General features: G+C 52.3%; 19 protein-coding genes. 17 read left to right on the plus strand and 2 right to left on the minus strand.

Translation table 11 applies throughout. The annotated features are described in order from the left end of the window. Positions 1–445: 445 nt before the first annotated feature. Both dmul_RS05195 and dmul_RS05200 read left to right on the plus strand, forming a co-directional pair. Positions 446–1981, plus strand: a complete 1536-nt coding sequence (locus tag dmul_RS05195; RefSeq protein WP_020877017.1) for a YifB family Mg chelatase-like AAA ATPase — start codon at positions 446–448, stop codon at positions 1979–1981. A gap of 23 nt (positions 1982–2004) precedes the next feature. Beyond that, entirely contained in the window at positions 2005–2520 is a 516-nt protein-coding gene (locus tag dmul_RS05200) for a hypothetical protein (RefSeq protein WP_020877018.1), read from the plus strand. 173 nt (positions 2521–2693) lie between these two features. Here dmul_RS05200 and dmul_RS05205 read toward each other — a convergent pair whose 3' ends face one another. Further along, a complete protein-coding gene (locus tag dmul_RS05205; protein WP_020877019.1) occupies positions 2694–3635 on the minus strand; it encodes a methylenetetrahydrofolate reductase in 942 nt (313 codons plus the stop codon). A gap of 596 nt (positions 3636–4231) precedes the next feature. On the opposite strand from dmul_RS05205, the gene dmul_RS05210 reads away from it, so the two are divergent. The 14 genes from dmul_RS05210 (at position 4232) to dmul_RS05275 (ending at position 14730) form a co-directional block, all read left to right on the plus strand. Further along, positions 4232–4921 carry a hypothetical protein gene (locus tag dmul_RS05210; protein WP_020877020.1) on the plus strand — a complete coding sequence of 230 codons (690 nt, stop codon included), beginning with the start codon at positions 4232–4234 and terminating at the stop codon, positions 4919–4921. A 3-nt stretch (positions 4922–4924) separates the two neighbouring features. Next, positions 4925–5743: a DUF3108 domain-containing protein gene (locus dmul_RS05215; RefSeq protein WP_020877021.1), complete on the plus strand. Its 819-nt coding sequence runs from the start codon at positions 4925–4927 to the stop codon at positions 5741–5743. Between the two features lie 18 nt (positions 5744–5761). After that, positions 5762–6565 (plus strand): dihydroorotate dehydrogenase electron transfer subunit, encoded by an 804-nt coding sequence (locus tag dmul_RS05220; protein ID WP_020877022.1) that lies wholly within the window; start codon positions 5762–5764, stop codon positions 6563–6565. Between the two features lie 97 nt (positions 6566–6662). Further along, complete coding sequence (locus dmul_RS05225) at positions 6663–6881, plus strand: AtpZ/AtpI family protein (RefSeq protein ID WP_020877023.1); 219 nt, start codon at positions 6663–6665, stop codon at positions 6879–6881. 58 nt (positions 6882–6939) lie between these two features. Continuing rightward, positions 6940–7287, plus strand: coding sequence for an ATP synthase subunit I (locus dmul_RS05230; protein ID WP_144016460.1), 348 nt, complete (start codon positions 6940–6942; stop codon positions 7285–7287). Position 7288: 1 nt separating this feature from the next. Then, positions 7289–7978, plus strand: coding sequence for a F0F1 ATP synthase subunit A (gene atpB / locus dmul_RS05235; RefSeq protein ID WP_020877025.1), 690 nt, complete (start codon positions 7289–7291; stop codon positions 7976–7978). Between the two features lie 109 nt (positions 7979–8087). Further along, on the plus strand, positions 8088–8369 hold the full coding sequence (gene atpE, locus dmul_RS05240; RefSeq protein ID WP_020877026.1) for an ATP synthase F0 subunit C: 282 nt from the start codon (positions 8088–8090) through the stop codon (positions 8367–8369). A 237-nt stretch (positions 8370–8606) separates the two neighbouring features. Continuing rightward, complete coding sequence (gene rpsF / locus dmul_RS05245; RefSeq protein ID WP_020877027.1) at positions 8607–9035, plus strand: 30S ribosomal protein S6; 429 nt, start codon at positions 8607–8609, stop codon at positions 9033–9035. Further along, entirely contained in the window at positions 9035–9307 is a 273-nt protein-coding gene (gene rpsR / locus dmul_RS05250; protein ID WP_020877028.1) for a 30S ribosomal protein S18, read from the plus strand. The genes rpsF and rpsR overlap by 1 nt, the downstream gene beginning before the upstream one ends. Positions 9308–9368: 61 nt before the next feature. Beyond that, complete coding sequence (locus dmul_RS05255; protein WP_020877029.1) at positions 9369–10319, plus strand: YybS family protein; 951 nt, start codon at positions 9369–9371, stop codon at positions 10317–10319. A 24-nt stretch (positions 10320–10343) separates the two neighbouring features. After that, complete coding sequence (gene rplI / locus dmul_RS05260) at positions 10344–10799, plus strand: 50S ribosomal protein L9 (RefSeq protein WP_020877030.1); 456 nt, start codon at positions 10344–10346, stop codon at positions 10797–10799. Between the two features lie 78 nt (positions 10800–10877). Next, on the plus strand, positions 10878–12275 hold the full coding sequence (dnaB, locus tag dmul_RS05265) for a replicative DNA helicase (RefSeq protein WP_020877031.1): 1398 nt from the start codon (positions 10878–10880) through the stop codon (positions 12273–12275). Continuing rightward, positions 12272–13909 (plus strand): GTPase HflX, encoded by a 1638-nt coding sequence (hflX, locus tag dmul_RS05270; protein WP_020877032.1) that lies wholly within the window; start codon positions 12272–12274, stop codon positions 13907–13909. Before dnaB ends, hflX begins: the two co-directional genes overlap by 4 nt. A 32-nt stretch (positions 13910–13941) precedes the next feature. Continuing rightward, positions 13942–14730: an inositol monophosphatase family protein gene (locus tag dmul_RS05275; protein WP_020877033.1), complete on the plus strand. Its 789-nt coding sequence runs from the start codon at positions 13942–13944 to the stop codon at positions 14728–14730. A gap of 325 nt (positions 14731–15055) precedes the next feature. Here the strand turns inward: dmul_RS05275 and dnaA are convergent, their stop codons facing one another. Then, on the minus strand, positions 15056–16405 hold the full coding sequence (gene dnaA / locus dmul_RS05285; protein ID WP_020877035.1) for a chromosomal replication initiator protein DnaA: 1350 nt from the start codon (positions 16403–16405) through the stop codon (positions 15056–15058). Between the two features lie 543 nt (positions 16406–16948). Between dnaA and uvrA the strand changes: the two genes are divergently transcribed. After that, positions 16949–19810, plus strand: coding sequence for an excinuclease ABC subunit UvrA (uvrA, locus tag dmul_RS05295; RefSeq protein WP_020877036.1), 2862 nt, complete (start codon positions 16949–16951; stop codon positions 19808–19810). Positions 19811–19824 lie beyond the last annotated feature (14 nt).

Consider the following 19824-nt stretch of genomic DNA (forward strand, 5'->3'; position numbering starts at 1 on the left):
GACCCGACACATCCCGTCGCCACGGCGATGAAATACGTTTTTGCTTCGAGGCGTCGCCGTTGCTTTTCCCTTGCGTTTGAAAGGAATAAAGGTATTTTTAAACACTTTTAGCCTAGTGTTCAAGGATTTGACAACAATTTCCGGAAAAACTTTGAGCGGTTTGAAGAGGATAAAATAATTGTGCTCATTTTAGCGCTTTGTTATAATTTAAAAATTCAACTTGAAACTTCCGGGAACCGGCCCTTTCCAATCAATATCGCTGAAGTCGGCTTCAACCCCGAATCATGGAGTGATGTTGAAAGGCGGAGAACAGAAGCTTGAGAACGAAGCGTCTTGAAAAGGGGATAGTGGTCCATTCGGGAATACCGGAACCGAAACGCAATGGTCGCGGACGGACTTTCGTCCTCCGGTCTTCCAGCCGGCCGTCTGAAAGGAAGGAGATGGTGTGCTTGCCAAAGTGTTGAGCAGTGCGGTGATCGGCATTGATGCATTCATAGTGGATGTGGAAGTGGATATCTCGGCGGGCCTGCCGTCTTTTACGACGGTCGGACTGCCCGAAGCCTCGGTCAAGGAAAGTAAGGAGCGGGTCAAAGCCGCCATTCAGAACTCCGGGTATGCCTTTCCGGACGATCGGATCACCATCAATCTCGCTCCCGCCGACATCAAAAAAGAAGGTACGGGTCTCGACCTTCCCATCGCTATAGGCATCCTGGCCGCTGTCGGTCTGATCCCAAAAGACGTTTTGACTGACTACATGATCCTGGGCGAACTCTCCCTGGACGGCCGGGTCAAACCCGTTCGGGGGTCACTGCCCACGGCCCTGACCGCCTTGCGAGCCGGATATGCCGGAATTATGGTTCCCAGGGAGAACAGTCTTGAAGCCGCGGTAGTTCAGGAAATATCGGTTCTGCCCGTCACGGATCTGTCCCAAGTGGTGGATTTCTGTCGGGGATTGGCTTCCATCCCGCCCGTGAAGACGTGTCTTGATACGCTGTTTTCGAATTCGGAGCATTACCCGGATGATTTTTCCGACGTCATGGGGCAGGAGCATGTCAAGCGGGCGCTGGAGGTGGCTGCGGCCGGATCTCACAACCTTCTGATGATCGGCCCCCCCGGATCGGGAAAGACCATGCTGGCCCGCCGGATTCCGTCTATATTGCCGCCCATGACCTTTGAAGAATCCCTTGAGACTACCCGGATATTCAGTGTCATCGGTGGGCTGGATAGAGGACAGGCCCTGGTTGTCCGTCGACCTTTTCGGGCGCCCCACCATACGATATCCGATGCCGGCTTGATTGGTGGGGGGCGTTTTCCTCGACCGGGCGAGGTAAGCCTGGCCCACAACGGCGTTCTGTTTCTCGACGAATTACCGGAATTCAAGAAAAATGTGCTGGAAGTGCTTCGCCAGCCCATGGAAGATCTTTCGGTCACCATCTCGAGGGTGAATTCGACCCTGACGTACCCCGCAAGCTTCATGCTCATATCGGCCATGAATCCTTGCCCGTGCGGATACAAGGGGGATGATGCCCATGAATGCCATTGCTCTCCGATTTCCGTCGAACGTTATCGGTCGCGGATTTCAGGACCTCTCCTGGACCGGATCGATATTCACGTGGAGGTGCCTGCCGTGGCTTACAAAGACCTCACCGGCGGCACTTCAGGCGAGTCTTCGGCCGTCATACGACGGCGGGTTTCCATGGCGCGCGCCATGCAGACGCGGCGATTCAAGCGGACCGGCATCCATTGCAACGCCCAGATGGGCAGCCGGCAGATCCGCCGGTATTGTACCGTCGACGAAGATTCCGAAACCCTCCTGGAAACGGCTATGCGTCGATTGGGCCTTTCAGCCCGGGCCTACAACCGTATCCTCAAGATCAGTCGAACCATCGCCGATCTGGATGGATCGGAGATGATACGGCTCGATCATCTTTCAGAAGCCATCCAGTATCGAAGTCTTGATCGGGGGAAAACCCGAACCTGACTTTTTCTGCAGAGAGGATCCATATGCCGATGAATCTGAAACCGCCGCCGTTGCAGCTACCGGAATACTGGATCGAGATCAGCGGACGTATCGCCGACTACGGGGTCTATCATCCCGGCGAACTCCATCAGGCGGTTGTGACGGCGCGATCGATCCGGTTGCGTACGGCCTCGGTGGCGCTCCTCTTGGACGGTCTCTGCCGGCGAACCTGCCCTCATTGTCCCGACCCTTGCTGTCTGAGCGCCAAGGTGTGGTTCGATATGACGGATCTTTTGACGATTTACCTGAACGGGATGCCCATGCCGGAAGCTCAGCCCATTTCCCAATGGACGGCAGTGTGTCGATACGCAGGGTGCCATGGCTGCCGGCTTGAGCGCCGGGACCGTCCATGGATCTGTACATGGTATCTCTGCCCGGCCCAGACGGCCTTGCTGCGACGATCGGAGGGACCGGCTCGCGAGGATTGGGCGGCGGCTGTGACGGAGATCAAAACACTTCGCGCGGAACTCAAAAGATGGTTTACACCTATCGTTTTCTGAGCTTTTTTGCACGATATAGCAAATGGGTTCGGCCGGTACGAACAAATGCATGATCTCGTGATACCCAAAAAGCCGCCTGCCATAATTGCACGACGTGCGGCATGGACAAGCGGCTCTTTGATTTGAGACCGTTGCAGAAGGACGGCCGGTTTTACGTTAAATATCGGTTGACGCTATTCTGCCGGTTCCTCGTTAAAGGTGGGCCTGGGGAGTACACCAGCCCTCTCGGCGATTTCTGGAACCTTGTGTTCCCATTCGATGGCCATGAGATGGACACCGGCGATGCCCTTCATCTCCTTGAACTCCTCGATCTGTTCGCAGGCCATTTTAATGCCCTCTTCGGCGTGCTTGCCTTTCGCGCAACCCTTCAAACGGTCGATGATTTCGTCGGGGACGTCCATGCCGGGAACGTTGTTTTTCATGTATCGGGCCATACCAAGGCTCTTCATGGGCGTAACCCCCGCGAGGATGGCGACCTTCTCCGTCAATCCCATGTCGTTGGCCATCTTGACCCATTCCCGCATTTTTTTCATGTTATAAATGCACTGGGTCTGAATAAAATCCGCACCGGCTTCGATCTTTTTGGCCAGTCGATGTACTCTCCACTCAAAAGGCTCGGCAAAAGGGTTTGCTGCGGCTCCGATGAAAATCTTGGGAGCGCCGTCAATTTTTGCGCCGCTCAGGAACTTGGATTCATCGCGCATTTTTTTTATGGTTGAAATCAACTGGGTCGAATCGATATCGAAGACGCCTTTGGCATTGGGATGATCCCCAAACTGCTGATGATCTCCGGAAAGGCAGAGCAGATTTCGGATGCCGTGAGCCGAAGCACCCAGAACATCCGCCTGCATGGCGAGCCGGTTTCGGTCGCGACAGACCATCTGGTAATTGGGTTCGAGACCTTCCTCTATGGCGATCAGCGACGCGGCCCAACTGGACATCCGAACCATGGCTGTCTGATTGTCCGTGATATTGACGGAATCGACCAGACCCTTCAGGTAACGGGCTTTTTCTCTGACGGCATCGGCATTTGCACCGCGCGGAGGTCCGAGTTCGCCCGTAAAAGCAAAATGCCCGGCTCTCAGTACCTTCTCCAAATTACTTCCTGATTTCATATTCAATTACCTCTCGTTTATTGTTGTGGGTCACGGTTCTCCGTCATGACCGATAACCCGGCTTTATCAGTTTGAAAGGTGCGGTCCATTTTTGAGGCCTCCGGATCGTGCCGTTTCAGGCGAGCGGGAGATGCTGATCCAGCCATTGCTGGAACGGTAAGGACATGTTGGGGGCGGCGGCCGCATCTGTTTGCTTTTTGCGTTCATCGCTTTTCCATAGGGGTTTGGCATCAATATATAGCCTGATGCTCAAGGCGTATCTAATAATCCTATTTAATGATATCTGTCAATAAAAAGCTCTCGTTGCTGCCGGATGAACAACTTATGAAAAGGATCGGATTGGAAAACAGGGCGTCAGGAAAGGCGCCGCAAAGCGGCCTGGGAAAAGAGCTGGATTTGGAGGGGAATATTTGACGAAGCTGAAAATTTGAGGTAGGAGTTCAAACACGGGTACGGTAACGATATCGAAAAGACTGTCGGTATCAACGGCCGGAACTGCTTTGCCGAGACATCAAAAACCGCATGCCATGCCTGCCGTGTTCCGGCATCAAAGCCGGGAAAACGAAGGGAAGCGCTTGTTTTTCTGAATTCTGCCGATGTATAAAACAGCGTTGTTTCCGACGTGGTCAAGATACGTCAAGTTCGACGTAGCCAACAAAAATATCGTGGGAACGACCGTGATGCTCATGAGAATCTGTTCGCGGCCAACAAAAAAGTGGTGGGTAATCGGGGTGCTGGCGATCGGCTGTTTCGGTGTCGGTTGCAGCGGATTGCTTCCCAGCTCCAAACGTGACACGAAAACGATATGGGCTTCATACGATGCCGCCAAAAAATCGTTTGATGAAATTGTCCCCTACAAGACAACGACGGAGGATCTGAGACGACTCGGGTACGATCCTTTTGTCGCCGCCAACATCAAGGTGTTGACATATATCGAACTTCTTTACAGGTTTTTACCCAACAACTCCATCACCAAGGCAGATTTGGACGAGGGAATTCAGGACTGCCTTCTTGCAAAGGATGCCTGCACGGGGTATGAGGTTGCATTGTGGCGCAGGCACGAAGACCGATTTGGAAACGTCTTTCTGGATCTTTTCAGTTTCAGACGTAAAACGAAAGTGACCGGATGGGAGTTTAACGCCTTCATCATCATGAAAAACGGACTTGTAGTCTACAAGAACAGCAGCGGCAGACCTAATATAGACGAACTGATCGATGAGAAAAAACCCCTCGGTCCGTTTCAGGATATCGGCGGCGATACGTTGATCCGTAACGCGGGTTTGTAACCCATGGGGATTCTCTTTCGGGGAGCCGTTGTCCTCGTCATCCTGATCGTCGTTCCGCTTACGGCAGGAGCGATGCCGCCGGATACGGCCGTTGGGTACGATTCAGCCATAACGGAAACAATATCGTTTTTTCCGGGTGAACGTCTCAGTTACGCGCTCAGATGGGAATTTATCCTCGCCGGTGAAGCCACGCTGGAAGTTCTGCCCAATGATGTCGTAGACGATCGACCTGTGCGTCATTTCGCTCTGACTGTCAGGTCCAACGCCGTTCTGGATAAGATCTACAAAGTCCGCGATCGTATCGATGCCTATACCGACCTGAGGTTGAGCCGGTCGGTTCTGTATCGAAAGAAACAGAAGGAGGGACGACGCGAGCGGGATATCGTTGTTCGTTTTGACTGGGAAAATCAGACGGCGGTTTATACCAATTCCGGTCGTTCGAAGGCGCCTGTGGCGTTGATGCCCGGTACCTTCGACCCGTTGTCCGCGTTTTATTTTGTCCGTGCATCCGATCTGTCGCCCGGAAGGATTATCGAGCGTCCGGTGAGCGACGGCAAGAAATGCGTTCGCGGCAGCGCCGAGGTGCTTGAACGGGAAACCATACGGGTGAATGGGAGGACTTACGAAACCCTTCGGCTGGAACCCGAGCTGAGACACGTGGGCGGTGTCTTCGAAAAGAGCCCGGATGCCAAGATCGAGTTGTGGGTGTCCGCCGATCGTCGGCATATCCCTGTCCGGATCAGGAGCAGGGTGGCGGTGGGCCGTTTCGTAGCGGAACTCATGTCCGATTCGACTGAAACCGATTCCGACTGGATTCAATAGGTGACGAAGAGGTAAGAAATGAACCAGGAATATGTTCGGGTACTGTGGAATAAGATCGAATGTTCCGGGTACTACCGGATGGGGATGACGTGTCCACCCGACTACGAACGGGCCAGGCCCGGACAGTTCGTCATGGTTCGGGTGGCGGAGCGGATGGATCCCATGCTCCGACGACCCTTTTCCATACACCGCCTGATCACTTCTGATGCGGGGACGGTTGAGGGAATCGAAATCCTGTACAAGGTGGTCGGGACAGGAACGGCGCATCTCTCGACGCTCAAGGAGGGCGACGGACTGAATCTTCTGGGGCCCCTGGGCCGTCATTTCAGCCTTCCCGAAAGATCCGGGCACATTTTTATCGTATGCGGAGGGATCGGTGTCGCGCCGATGTACTTTTTGACGGAAACCCTCAAAAAAAAGGGGATTGACATTTCCCGTTGTGTAGTATTTATCGGGGGGCGCTCCAAGGACGATTTGCTCTGCATGAACGATTTCTTCTCCATTGGGGTTCAAACGGTCACCATCACAACCGATGACGGCACGGCCGGAGGAAAGGAGATGGTGACCGGACCCCTCGAGCGAGCGATTCTGGCGCAACGTCCTGACATGATCTATGCCTGTGGACCGCTCGCGATGCTGAGGACGACGAGCCGTATATCGCGGCAATACGGCGTCTCCTGCGAAATTTCCATTGAAACCATGATGGGCTGTGGCATAGGCGCCTGTCTGGGCTGTGCGGTGGAATCGTCGGGCGATTCCGGAACATATTTCCATGCCTGTATCGATGGGCCGGTTTTTAATGCGTTGGACATCATCATATGAAACCGACGCTGCCGCTTGCAATGCTGAATTTTCGTTGACTTGATGAGCGAGCTGTGCTAAACGAAAAACCCTAAAATAAAGGCGGGTTTTCCCATAAATGGATAAGAAAAATTTACGGTACCTCAGAGAACTCGCATATTACAGCAGCATTGGTCTGTCGGTCGCTCTCTCCATCTTTATCGGATTGGGAATCGGCGTCTACCTTGACGGCCGATACAGCACGAATCCCTGGCTAACGTTGATATGCTTGGGGTTGGGCATCGCAGCAGGCTATCGAAACATCGGGTTGGCTATCAAGAAGAGTCGGAAATTCTAACGGGAAAGCGTAAACGGTTTTGAAAATCCAAGAGCGTCTGTTAAAATTTGTGACCCGCATGAATTGGATACTATTAGTTCTTTCGGGTGCCGCAGGGTTTTTCTGGACATCCCCTGCATTCGCCGGCGGGATTATCTGCGGCGGTCTGATCGTCACCGTCAATTTCCACCTTCTTTACCGAACACTCAAAAAAGCCTTCGTTCCCAACAGTTTGACGTCACATCATGTCATTTTAGCCAAATATTATGTCCGTTTTCTCGTGAGCGGGCTGCTCATTTTTGTGCTCATTTTCAAGCACATCGTGAACCCCATTGGGCTTTTTATCGGGCTGTCGGTCGTCGTTGTCAGTATCACCCTGGCAACCTTGCTTGAATTTAAAAACCTTTTGTTGAAGGAGGCTGTGTAAGGTGGAACATCCCTATCTATTCTTTGTCAAGTTGTTCGAGTTCGTCGGTCTGGGCCATTTTGCCCATGCGTATCCCCATGTGATCTATTCCTGGGTGGTGATGCTTCTGCTGGTCGTCCTGGGCCTTCTGAGTGCCAAAGGTATCGCCATGGTCCCCAACAAAATGCAAAACTTTTTTGAAATCATCGTGGCCGGCATTGAAGACTTCATGGTCGATATTACCGGGGAAGAGGGGCGTTGGCTTTTTCCATTGGTCGCAACGATCTTCCTCTACATCTTTATCGGAAACCTCATCGGTCTTGTCCCCGGTTTCTTTCCCCCGACGGCCAGCCTGAACACCACTCTCTCCTGCGCACTGGTGGTTGTTGTTTTCACCCACATCATCGGTGTAAAATATCACGGCGTCGGTTATATCAAACATTTTATGGGGCCGGTATGGTGGATGATTCCCATCATTTTCCCTATCGAGCTTATTGGGCACCTTGCCAGAATCCTATCGCTTTCCTTCCGACTTTTTGGAAACATGATGGGGCATGAACTGGTGCTGGGGATTCTTTTCGCGTTGGCAGGTGCTTTTTTTGCCCCTCTACCGATCATGGCGCTGGGTATATTTGTCGCGCTGGTTCAGGCATTTGTTTTTTTTCTCCTGTCGATCATGTATTTTACGGGTGCCATGGAGCACGCACATTAAGAACGCACATAAACGTAAGATCGGATATGGATTTAATTTCGCTATTAATGGGATAGTGGAAGAAGCGCAATACTTATCAAATCTACTTAAGGTGAAGGAGGTACGTTAGATGGAAGCTCAGGCATTACAATTTTTTATCGCATGTGTGACTGCGGCGGGTTTTGGGATTGCAGTAGCAGCTTTTGGTTGCGGTATCGGCCAGGGTCTTGGCTTGAAGGCTGCGGTCGAGGGTATCGCCAGAAATCCCGAATCTTCCGGTAAGGTGACCGTTACCATGCTGATCGGCCTGGCCATGATCGAGTCTTTGTGTATTTATGCTTTGGTCATCGCACTGATCCTGATCTATGCGCATCCGCAGGCTGCTGCTATTGCAGGGTTGTTTGCCAAGTAAATATCGTTGGTTATCCTTATGGTCCAAGATAGGGCCACCCTTCGGGGTCGGCCCTATCTTTTTTGGGGCGGGGCGACTGAATTTTAATGGCTCAATCCTGATCTTGTCTGAATTCCGAGAAATAAGCTTGACTTTTCAGGGATAGCGATGCTATCAACTCAAGTTTTAATTTGTAAGATGTAGAAGGTTCTATCCTTGCTCCGCTCTGTCGGGGCTTCATATCCGTAAGGAGGATTTATGAGACGGTACGAAACTATGGTCATTGTTGAATCTGACCTGCCCTCGGAAAAGCGGGATCCGCTTTTCGAGAGAATGGAAGAGACCATCTCCCAGCATGGGGGAATGCTGATTGCGCGTGACGATTGGGGGACGCGCAAGCTTGCCTATGAGATCAAGAAAAAGTCACGGGGTTATTATTTGCGGCTCGACTACTGCGGGAATGGTGGATTGGTCAGCGAACTGGAGCGATTCTGCCGGATCGACGATCGTGTTTTGAAATATATGACGGTTTTACTCGAAAAGGATGCCGACATGGCGGCCATAAAAGCCGAAATGGCCAAAGCGGAGGCTGCCGAGGCATCGTCCGCCGCCGAAGATGCCGATGCCGCCGAGGCGACACCTGCCCAAGAGGATGCCGAGAAACCTGAAACCGCGGAGGAGGAATAATGGCCTTTCAACGTAAACGGAACGCCAAGGGTGGTCGAAGAAAAAAGCGGATTTTTCATCGCCGCAAAGTCTGTCGTTTTTGCGCTGACAGCAGTCTTGCCATCGATTACAAGGAACCGAAGACGCTCAGAATGTTCACGACAGAGCGTGGGAAGATCATTCCTCGCAGAATTTCAGGTACCTGTGCCACCCATCAACGCAAATTGACCGAATCGATTAAACGGGCGCGTTCCATCGCGCTGTTGCCTTACGTCGGTACGGTCGATCTGTAAAGAGCTGGGCAGGGGGGCATGCAGTAAGCCCCCTGCTGCCCTATCCGAGGAGACATTGAACGTGCTGCCAATCGGCAGATCGAGTGTAGGAACGGAACTTCTCATAGGGATAGTGGTTGTCGGCCTGCTTTTATTCAGTGCGACACACATACCAGTGATCGGATTTTTTGTTTCCCTGTTTATCCCGTTGCTGATTTTTTTTTATCGACTTCGGCTGGGTCGACGCATCGGTGGTATTGTCCCCGTCGTACTTGGTGCCATCATGGCGCTTTATCTGGGTGGGGCATCCTTCGAGTTACTCTTCTTTTTCGAACTGATGGTGATGGGATATGTTTTGGGGGAGGTGCTTGAGCAGCGTCTGTCGGTGGAGAAAACCGTACTTTTGACCGTCGGGATCGTGATGGTTTCCGGCGGCGTATGTCTGACGGTATACAGCGCCTTTCTCGGCGTCGGCACTGGTGAGATGATCTCGGATTATGTGGATCGGAATCTCCAGATGACGATGGCACTCTATCAAAGCATCGGAATGTCCGAAGAGATGATTGACGCCGTTTCGGAATCCCTCGAAACGATCCGTTTTTTTCTGGTGCATGTCCTGCCGGCATTGGCGATTTCTTCCGTTCTTTTCATGACATGGATGACCCTTGTCATGGCGAAGTTCGTTGCCCCCCGGTTTGGGCTTGCCTATCCGGATTTCGGGAGACTGAATCTCTGGCGGGCACCGGAATTTCTGATCTGGGGCGTTATCGGAAGCGGCGGTATTCTGCTCTTTGCAGACGGCAGGCTTCGAATGGCAGGCGTCAATGGCCTGATCATTCTGATGACAATCTATTTTTTTGTCGGAATTGCAATCGTCTCCTATTACCTGGAGAAAAAACAACTTCCCCTGTTTTTGCGTATTTGCGTCTACAGCTTCATTGCGCTTCAACAGATTGCGTTTTTCCTGGTGATCGGTATCGGTCTTTTCGACATGTGGCTGAATTTTCGAAAGTTAGAAACCCAAAAAGAGTGAATCCACCCCCGAGGGAGGCTTAATATGAAAGTCATTCTGACAGAAACCATTGAAACATTGGGTATCATCGGCAGCGAGGTCAATGTTGCCAAAGGGTACGCGAGAAATTATCTTTTACCGCAGGAAAAGGCCGTTCTGTCCACCCCAGCCAACCGAAAGCGCCTGGAGTTCGAAAAAAAGCGTTTCGAGATTCAGATCGCCAAAGAAAAGGCATTTGCGGAGGAAATGGCCAAGCGGCTCGAAGGGGTTGCTTGTACGATCGCCGCCAAGGTCAGCGACGAAGATCGTCTTTATGGGTCGGTCACAGTGAGGGACATTGTCGATGCCCTTTCCAGACAAGGGATTGATATCCGCAAGCAGATGGTCCTGCTGCCCGAATCCATCAAAAATCTCGGCACCTACAACGTGCCTGTCCGGGTTTACAAAGGGGTTGAACCTGAGATAACCGTAGAAGTCGTGCCCGAGGAACAGTCGGATTAGCGTCGGCCGATTCAGATTCAAAAGAGCATCAAGGCATGATAAAGATGCTTTGATGCTTTTTTTGCGAGGAGGGTGTTTATGGCTCTGAAATCCATACAACGGGATGCCGATATGATCTATAAACTTCCTCCCCAGAACATCGAGGCTGAAGAATCCATTCTGAGTGCGATTCTCCTCGATGATTCGACGCTTATCGACATTGTCGAGATATTGTCACCCGAGGACTTCTATTCGACATCCCACCAGAAGATTTACGAGGCCGTCGTCGACCTTTTCACGCGAAACGAACCGGTCGATCTGATTACCCTCTCGAACCGGCTTACTGAAAAAGGGGTGATCGACGAGATCGGGGGCAAGGATCATCGGGGCGTCACCTATATCTCCTGGTTGACAGATGCCGCGCCCGCGGCTGTAAATGCCCCGCATTACGCTCGCATTATTCGTGACAGAGCATGCCTTCGACGCCTTATTCAGAAAGCCGGCGAGATCAGCCGGCGCTGTTACGAAGCGCATGACGACGTGGACGACGTCATCAATTTTGCTGAACGTTCGATTTTTGAAATATCTGAAAACAAGATCAATCCCTCTTTTCATCCCATCAGCAAGCTGATCGAATCGAGCATTGACACCCTGGAAGAGCGTCAGGGCAAAAAAACAATGATTACCGGCGTGGCGACCGGCTTCACGCATCTGGACAACCTTACCTCGGGTTTCCAGCCTTCGGATCTTATTATTCTGGCGGCCAGGCCCAGCATGGGCAAGACGGCTTTTGCTCTCAACGTCGCCCGAAATGCGGCGGTGGACAGTAATGTGCCTGTTGCCGTATTTTCTCTTGAAATGTCAAAAGAACAGCTCTCCATGCGGCTTCTCTGCGCAGAGGCCCGCGTGGATTCATCCCGTGTCCGCAGAGGTTATTTCAGCATGGACGACTGGGACGCGCTGACCGAAGCTGCAGGGGTTTTGTCCGAGGCGCCGATCTACATCGATGATTCCGCGGATATCTCCGCCATTGAGATTCGGGCCAAGTCTCGTCGACTTAAAATGGAAAAGAACCTCGGCTTGGTTATTGTGGATTACCTGCAGCTTATGAAGGGTCGGGTCTCATCGGAGCGGCGGGACCTTGAAATATCCGAAATCTCACGGTCGCTGAAGGCTCTGGCCAAAGAACTCGATATTCCGGTCATTGCGCTCTCGCAGCTAAACCGGAAGCTCGAGGAGCGGTCGGACAAACGGCCTATGCTTTCAGACCTTCGGGAGAGCGGCAGCATCGAACAGGACGCCGATGTGGTGGCCTTCATCTACCGGGACGAGGTTTACAACAAGGAAGAAAACAACCCCAACCGTGGAAAGGCGGAGATTATCCTCGGAAAACAACGAAACGGCCCCATTGGTTCGGCACACCTGATTTTTCTGGGCTCCTATACGCGATTTGAAAATCCCGCGCCCGATCAGGTCGCGGCGGTCGGGAGGCCATGAGAACCCTTTACGGCAATACGGAAGACCTTAAGGCAGACCATATTCGCCGGCTGGAAAATCTTTGCCGGCGAAAAGTACCGGATCGCTTTATCATTACGCCGGAATTGGCTAGAGATATCGCCCGTCTGTCCCATGAGATTCATCGTCAGGTCGGCCTTCTTATCGAACGATCCGGAAAGATCGTCGCGGTGATCGTCGGGGACGCCCACAAGATTGTTATCCCTGAAACCGGCGCTTATCACACCCTCCCCGGAAGGCTCAAAGGGCTCCGTTGCGTTCATACTCACCTCAAGGACGAACCGCTTACAGCCGATGACCTCACGGACCTTGCTTTGCTGCGGCTCGACTTGATGGCGGCGGTGACGCTCACCCCCGAAGGGGGCGTTCGAAGTGTTCATGCCGCCCATATCCTTCCCCAGGGCCCTCCCGATGCGCCATATCGGATTCTCGATCCCTTGCCGCCCCACCGGCTTGACGTTGGATTCGCCGAGATCATTCGGGCGTTGGAAAGTGAGCTCGCCCAGATCCGATCCCTTTATACTGCTGAAAAGGGTGAAGAGCGGGCCGTTCTGGTGAGCGTCTCCACTGCTCCCAGGAAGATCGCGGAAGATTCGTTGGCCGAACTGAAAGAACTGGCAATATCCAGTGGAATAGAGGTAGTGGAAGTCGTACTGCAACAACGCAAGAAGGCCGATCCTCGATTTCTCATCGGTCGAGGCAAGCTTCAGGACCTGAACCTTCTCGCGCTCCAGAAAGGTATTTCGCTCATTATCTTCGATCAGGAGCTCAACGCCTCCCAGATTCGCTCCATTGCGGACCAAATAGAGCTCAAGGTCATCGATCGGACTCAGCTCATTCTTGATATATTTGCTCAACGGGCTCAGACTCGGGAAGGCAAGCTTCAGGTGGAGCTGGCTCAACTCAAGTATCTGCTACCTCGACTGGTGACCAAAAATACGGCTATGTCCCGTCTTACCGGAGGGATCGGAGGGCGGGGGCCGGGAGAAACAAAGCTGGAAATCAATCGCAGGCGGGTTCGGCAGCGCATCAACCAACTCGAAAAAGCTCTGCAGGCGGTGATCAGGCACCGATCACGTCAGAAAGCACGGAGAACGAAGAAGGGGCTGCCCGTCATCTCCATTATCGGCTACACCAATGCTGGAAAGTCAACGCTTCTTAATACCCTTACCCAAAGCGACGTTCTGGCGGAAGACCGCCTTTTCGCCACTCTTGATCCCTCGAGTCGGCGGCTCCGATTTCCAAGAGACGTCGAGGTGATCATAACGGACACTGTGGGATTCATCCGAGAGCTCCCCAAAGACCTCATGGTCGCCTTCCGGGCGACCCTTGAGGAACTTCAAAGTGCCGATCTTCTTTTGCATGTCGTGGACGTCAGCAATCCGAGATGCCAGGAACAGATCCGTTCTGTGGAACGCATCCTTTCGGATCTCGATCTTCAGCATATCAAGGTTCTCCGGGTTCTCAACAAGATTGACCTGATTTCGGCCGAAGACCTGGACCGCCGGATCCGGACGTTGGGCGGTTTCCCCGTTTCCGCCGTGAACCGGAGCACTCTCGTGCCCCTTACGGAAAAAATGGCGGAAGAAATCGAAAAACTGTCATCTATTACTTGACATCCGCTATAAAATATATATTTTGATTTCTTATGGACCTCGAAAATATTAAAAGAGTCGGTGTTGCTGCAGCCCTATCGGGCGGAGCCGTCCTTCGGTCCTACCTCGGAAATCTCTCTGCCATTGAAAAAAAAGGAGCCATCGATCTCGTAACAGAGGCGGATATCGGCTCCGAAAAAACAATCATTCAGACTATCCGACAGCATTTCCCGGATCATGCCATCCTGGCGGAAGAAAGCGGGACGGATCCTGGTATGCCTGAATACCGATGGATTATCGATCCCCTGGATGGTACAACCAATTTCGCTCACCAATTGCCTATTTTTGCGGTTTCCATCGCCTTTTCCTACCGGGATGAGATTAGCGTGGGGATCGTCGTGAACCCGATATCGGGCGAACTGTTTACGGCTGTCCGAGGGCAGGGTGCCTTGTTGAACGGGCGGCCCATACACGTGTCGGATAGTCTATCTGTTTCGGAGAGTCTCCTGGTAACGGGATTTCCGTACAATTTTGGTGACATTCTGGAATCCGTTGTCGAACGTTTCAGATCCTGCCTGACGGCTTCACGAGGTGTCAGGCGTCTGGGGGCTGCAGCTCTGGATCTCTGTTTTGTTGCCTGCGGCCGCTTCGACGGTTTTTGGGAAGAAAATCTGAAACCGTGGGATACCGCCGCCGGGATGCTGATCGTGACGGAAGCGGGCGGACGGGTAACCGATTTCAAAGGGGGGAAATACGGTGTTGGCGACCGGGAAATTCTGGCCACCAACGGATGCATTCACCGTGAACTGATGTCACTATTGGAGTTAAAGGAAAAACTATGAAGCAGAGTGGTAAAAAGGTTTCGTTAAATGATCATCTGGGGTGTTTCGGTGAATTCAATCTGGGAGATCCGATTTGCAGGAAGATGTGTTCCCTGAACATTCGTTGTGCCATCGAACGAGAACAGAACGATCAACTGGAGTTGCTGGAGGATCTGATATCGACTGATATGATGTATATCAAGATCCAATAATTTCATTTGGTCAAGTCCTTGAAGCCGGCCATCGGGCCGGCACCGACATTTCGCTTGATATTTTCCTGACCCTTCCGTTCATTTCCCACAGCGTTTGTCATCCCCTGTTTACTTTACACGGTAGGCTTTTGCTCCTAATGGGATTCAATACGCTCGCAAAGGAATTCCAGCTGCTTTTTCAAAGAGCCGTCTGAACGGATGCCTTTCTCGACGGCGGCAATAGAGTGAAGGGCTGTTCCGTGGTATCGGTTGAAGCTTTTTCCGATGGCCTGAAGCGGTTGATCGGTATATTTTCTCGCAAGGTAGATGGCTACCTGGCGGGGCCGGACGATGGCCCGCTTTCTCGATGGTGAGACAATTTCCTCTACAGAGATCTTGAACTGTCTGCACACCAGTTTTTTGATATAGTCTACAGTAATAGCTTGTTTTCTTTGGGTAATGTTTCTAACCACGCTCTCTGCAAGCCTCAGATCGATGGGCTCTCCAAGAAGGGATGCCTTGGCGGTTACGCCGATAAGGCCGCTTTCGAGCTGGCGAACGTTTTCAGATAACTCTCCGGCAAGATACTCTGTGACCGACGACGGCAACATGCACCCATGCTCCACCATCTTTCTTTTGAGAATCTTGATCCGAGTCTGAAAATCAGGGATCTCGATGTGGGATATAAGGCTCCGTGCCAGGCGAGATTTGAGTTGTTCGCTCATGTTTGGAATTTCGGCAGGCAGATGACAACTGGTAAAGATGATTTTTTTGTCTGCATCGATAAGATAGTCAAGCGCCTGAGCAAGCTCCATCTGGGTTCGCTCTTTTCCGGTCAGAAAATGGACATCCTCCAGGAGCAGCACGTCACACTGATTACGGTATTTAAGCTTGAACTGCTCAATGGCATCGTTGCGGAAGGCCCGGATCATCTCATTGGTGAAATCCTCGGCTGTGATGTAATAAACGTTCTCCGTTGGAAAGTGTGATAGAATATGGTGCCCGATGGCCTGGGACAGGTGACTTTTACCCAGGCCCGTCTGAGACATGAGGAACAGGGAGTTGTGGTTGATGCCTTGCCTTGACGCCAAAGAAAGTGCTGCTGAATAGGCAAAATTGCTGTTGCTGCCAACAACGAAACGGTCGAACGTAAAATTTTTCCGGAGGAGCCGCCCGCTGGAAGGGGGCGGCGGCATCGACGGCAACTCCAGTTGGGGCTCGATCCTCAGTTCATTGGCATCGGATCTTCGCCGGACTGAATTCTGTCGGGAAGCAATTTCGATGCTGATGGAGCAGTTTTTGCCCGTGTCTTTCTTGAAGAGGGCTTCGATCATGGCGCCATAGTGATCCATGACACGCTTTTTGGCAAAAAAATTCGGACAGGAGAGCACGATCGTGTTTCCGTCGGCTTTGACGAATTCGACGGGTTCGATCCACATTCTAAAGCTGTGGGCGGGAATCTCCTTTTTGACGACAGCCTTAACGTTTTTCCAGATATCTTCCATTGGACAATACGCTTCCTTATTGCTTACGCAACCGATTTAAACCCTTAAACTATTCGTTGTATTCGTCGTGGATGTACGTTTAGGCTAATTATGGCCCAAATACCGGAGGATGGTCTGATGTATCAAACAACATGGACTCCTCTAATATGCGATTTGTCCAAGAGCGTCAAATCGGATGAATCGGGCTGTATCAACATTTCAGGGTACGGAAAATTTATTTGGTAATAGTCTGAATAAATTGGTTATATGTGTTTTTCAGTTTGCAACTCTCCATAAATACACCCTTTTTCACCGTCCGATTTATCTTCAAGTATTTTAAGGGCATCGGCGAGGAATTTTTGAAAAAAGCCATATCGCCATCAACTCACAATTTTAATATATCTTTTGTTTTCATTGAATATCATCGTTTTATGAGCGAACAACCGCATTTCGATCTGGAATAATTCGTTTGAAAAAGCATGACAGGCGGGCTAAAATATTTTTTAAAAGGACGTCAACGGCTGCCTCCTCATCATCGCAAATCATTGAACAACGGACCTTCTTATGACATCGGATAAAATCATCATTCAGGGGGCAAGGCATCATAATCTTAAAAACATCGATGTGGAAATCCCGCGACACAAATTGGTGGTGGTGACCGGTCTGTCCGGCTCGGGAAAGTCCACGCTGGCCTTCGATACCCTATATGCAGAGGGACAACGCCGGTTTGTGGAGTCCCTGTCGGCATATGCCCGACAGTTTCTGGAGCGTATGGATAAACCGGAGGTGGATCTGATAGACGGTCTTTCCCCCGCCATCGCCATTCAGCAAAAGGCCCCAGGCCATAACCCTCGATCGACCGTGGGAACCATCACCGAAATCCATGATTATCTCAGGTTGCTCTTTGCGAGGATCGGACGGAGTTACTGTCACCGATGCGGGCGCCCTGTTTCGGCCCAATCTATAGACCAGATTGTCGACCAGGTGACGGCTTTTCCGGAACAGACGCGGATTCTTATCCTCGGGCCGCTGGTGTCTAATCAGAAAGGGCGTCACGAAAAACGCCTGAGGCAACTTCAAAAGCAGGGCTTTTCCAAGGTCCGAATCGACGGTGAAGTCATGGATATCGAGGCGTCGGATGGGTTGGAACAGCATCAGAGGCATACCATCGATGTCGTTGTCGATCGCCTGGTGATCAAACCGGGCATCAGCAATCGGCTGGCCGACTCCCTGGAACTGGCCATGGCCCAATCCGATGGTCGGGTGGCTGTCGATATCATGGGCGGCGAGACCATCCTCTTCAGCGAGCATGCGGCCTGTACCTATTGCAACATCAGCCTTCCGGAGCTCTCTCCCGCCAGTTTTTCCTTCAATTCCCCACAGGGCGCCTGCGCTAAATGCGACGGTCTGGGGGTGGCCAGTGAACTGGATCCTGAGTTGATCGTTCCCAACCCCGATCTTAATCTGCGGGAAGGCGCGGTGAAGGTATGGGCCCATCGAAGTTCGGTACAATTCATGGATTTTCTGGAGGCGCTGACGAGATACTACGGCGTCGATATCTACACGCCTTACAAAGATCTTCCGGAATCCTTTAAAACGGTATTGATGCATGGGTCCGGCGACGTGGAGATCCCTTTTTTTTTCGAGCGGAAAAATCGGCGGGTCGTTTACCGAAAACGCTTTGAAGGGATTATTCCCAAACTGGCCCGCCGATACATCGAAACCGATTCTCAGCAGTCAAGAGATGAGATTGAACAGTACATGAACGTCCGGCCTTGCGAAGCCTGCCGAGGAGACCGGTTGAACCCTGCTTCGTTGGCCGTCAGGGTCGGTGGCCGGAACATCGCTGAAGTAACGCGTTTTACCATCAGCCAGGCGCATGATTATTTTGCGGCCCTGGCCGGTGAACTCACGGAGAAAGATGCGGTCATTGCACAGAACATTTTGAAGGAAATTACGGACCGGCTTGGGTTTCTGAATAATATCGGGCTGGGCTATCTGACCCTGGAGCGACCGGCAAGCAGTTTGTCGGGCGGGGAATCTCAGCGCATCCGTCTGGCCACCCAGATCGGATCCAAGCTTACGGGGGTTCTCTATGTGTTGGACGAGCCCAGTATCGGACTTCATCAACGGGACAACCGGCGGCTTCTTGCCACCCTTCTTCAAATGCGGGATTTGGGAAATACGGTGTTGGTGGTGGAACATGACGAGGAGATGATCCGAGCTGCCGATCATGTGGTGGATATGGGGCCGGGAGCCGGCGTCTGGGGCGGCGAGGTGGTCTTTTCGGGTCACCCCGACCGTTTGGTGGAGGCGGAGACTTCCCTGACGGGTCAATATCTGGCCGGGAAAAAGTGTATCGAGGTGCCGACGGCTCGTCGAGCCGGCGATGGACGGCAAATTATCGTGAAAGGGGCCAGAGCCCGCAATCTCAAAAATATCGACGCGATCTTTCCCCTGGGATGCTTGATTTGTGTAACGGGCGTTTCCGGATCCGGCAAATCGACCCTGGTTCTGGAGACCCTCCACAGGATTCTCGTTCAGAGGCTCCATCGAAACCGCATTCGTGCAGGGGCCTGTGACGCAGTCTCCGGGACTGAATACGTCGACAGGGTGATTCATATCGACCAGTCGCCCATCGGCCGAACGCCCCGTTCCAATCCAGGAACCTATACCGGGGTCTTCACCCACATCCGTGAGGTATTTGCCGAGACGCCCGAGGCCCGGATGCGAGGGTATAAAGCCGGTCGGTTCAGTTTCAACGTCAAGGGCGGTCGGTGCGAGTCCTGCCAGGGGGACGGCATCATCAAGATCGAGATGCATTTTTTGCCGGATGTTTACGTGGTCTGTGACGTCTGCCGGGGAAAGCGGTATAACCGAGAGACTCTCGAGGTCCGCTACAAGGGTAAGACCATCTCCGAAATCCTCAACATGACCATTGATCAGGCTTTGGAATTTTTCGAAAGAATTCCGGCCATTCGTAACAAGCTTCAGACCCTTTCAGCGGTGGGGCTTGGGTATCTTCAGATCGGGCAACAGGCCACCACCCTGTCCGGTGGGGAGGCCCAGCGGGTGAAACTGGCAAAGGAACTCAGTCGCCGGGCGACAGGGAACACCGTTTATTTTCTGGATGAACCCACTACGGGTCTTCATATGGACGATATCCGCAAGCTGCTTGACGTTCTGAATCGACTGGTGGACATGGGGAATACGGTGATTGTCATCGAACACCATTTGGACGTCATCAAAACCGCCGACTATATCATTGATCTGGGACCCGAAGGCGGGGACGCCGGCGGCCGGATCGTTGCTTGCGGAACACCGGAGGCCGTGGCGACGGCGGACGCTTCCCATACCGGACGATTTCTGAAGAAGATGATCCAGAGAGGGCTCTGTGGGGGCAAGTCCCATCCGGAACCCCCTTGACCTTTTCCGCCGTC

This window comes from Desulfococcus multivorans (assembly GCF_001854245.1).
Taxonomy (GTDB): Bacteria; Desulfobacterota; Desulfobacteria; order Desulfobacterales; family Desulfococcaceae; genus Desulfococcus; species Desulfococcus multivorans.

Bases quoted from the DNA above. Each gene is read 5' to 3' on its own strand.
- dmul_RS05200 (WP_020877018.1), top strand. From the start codon at position 2,005: ATGCCGATGAATCTGAAACCGCCGCCGTTGCAGCTACCGGAATACTGG.
- dmul_RS05205 (WP_020877019.1), bottom strand. From the start codon at position 3,635: ATGAAATCAGGAAGTAATTTGGAGAAGGTACTGAGAGCCGGGCATTTT.
- dmul_RS05210 (WP_020877020.1), top strand. From the start codon at position 4,232: ATGTATAAAACAGCGTTGTTTCCGACGTGGTCAAGATACGTCAAGTTC.
- dmul_RS05215 (WP_020877021.1), top strand. From the start codon at position 4,925: ATGGGGATTCTCTTTCGGGGAGCCGTTGTCCTCGTCATCCTGATCGTC.
- dmul_RS05220 (WP_020877022.1), top strand. From the start codon at position 5,762: ATGAACCAGGAATATGTTCGGGTACTGTGGAATAAGATCGAATGTTCC.
- dmul_RS05225 (WP_020877023.1), top strand. From the start codon at position 6,663: ATGGATAAGAAAAATTTACGGTACCTCAGAGAACTCGCATATTACAGC.
- dmul_RS05230 (WP_144016460.1), top strand. From the start codon at position 6,940: ATGAATTGGATACTATTAGTTCTTTCGGGTGCCGCAGGGTTTTTCTGG.
- atpE (WP_020877026.1), top strand. From the start codon at position 8,088: ATGGAAGCTCAGGCATTACAATTTTTTATCGCATGTGTGACTGCGGCG.
- rpsF (WP_020877027.1), top strand. From the start codon at position 8,607: ATGAGACGGTACGAAACTATGGTCATTGTTGAATCTGACCTGCCCTCG.
- rpsR (WP_020877028.1), top strand. From the start codon at position 9,035: ATGGCCTTTCAACGTAAACGGAACGCCAAGGGTGGTCGAAGAAAAAAG.
- rplI (WP_020877030.1), top strand. From the start codon at position 10,344: ATGAAAGTCATTCTGACAGAAACCATTGAAACATTGGGTATCATCGGC.
- dnaB (WP_020877031.1), top strand. From the start codon at position 10,878: ATGGCTCTGAAATCCATACAACGGGATGCCGATATGATCTATAAACTT.
- hflX (WP_020877032.1), top strand. From the start codon at position 12,272: ATGAGAACCCTTTACGGCAATACGGAAGACCTTAAGGCAGACCATATT.
- dmul_RS05275 (WP_020877033.1), top strand. From the start codon at position 13,942: ATGGACCTCGAAAATATTAAAAGAGTCGGTGTTGCTGCAGCCCTATCG.
- dnaA (WP_020877035.1), bottom strand. From the start codon at position 16,405: ATGGAAGATATCTGGAAAAACGTTAAGGCTGTCGTCAAAAAGGAGATT.
- uvrA (WP_020877036.1), top strand. From the start codon at position 16,949: ATGACATCGGATAAAATCATCATTCAGGGGGCAAGGCATCATAATCTT.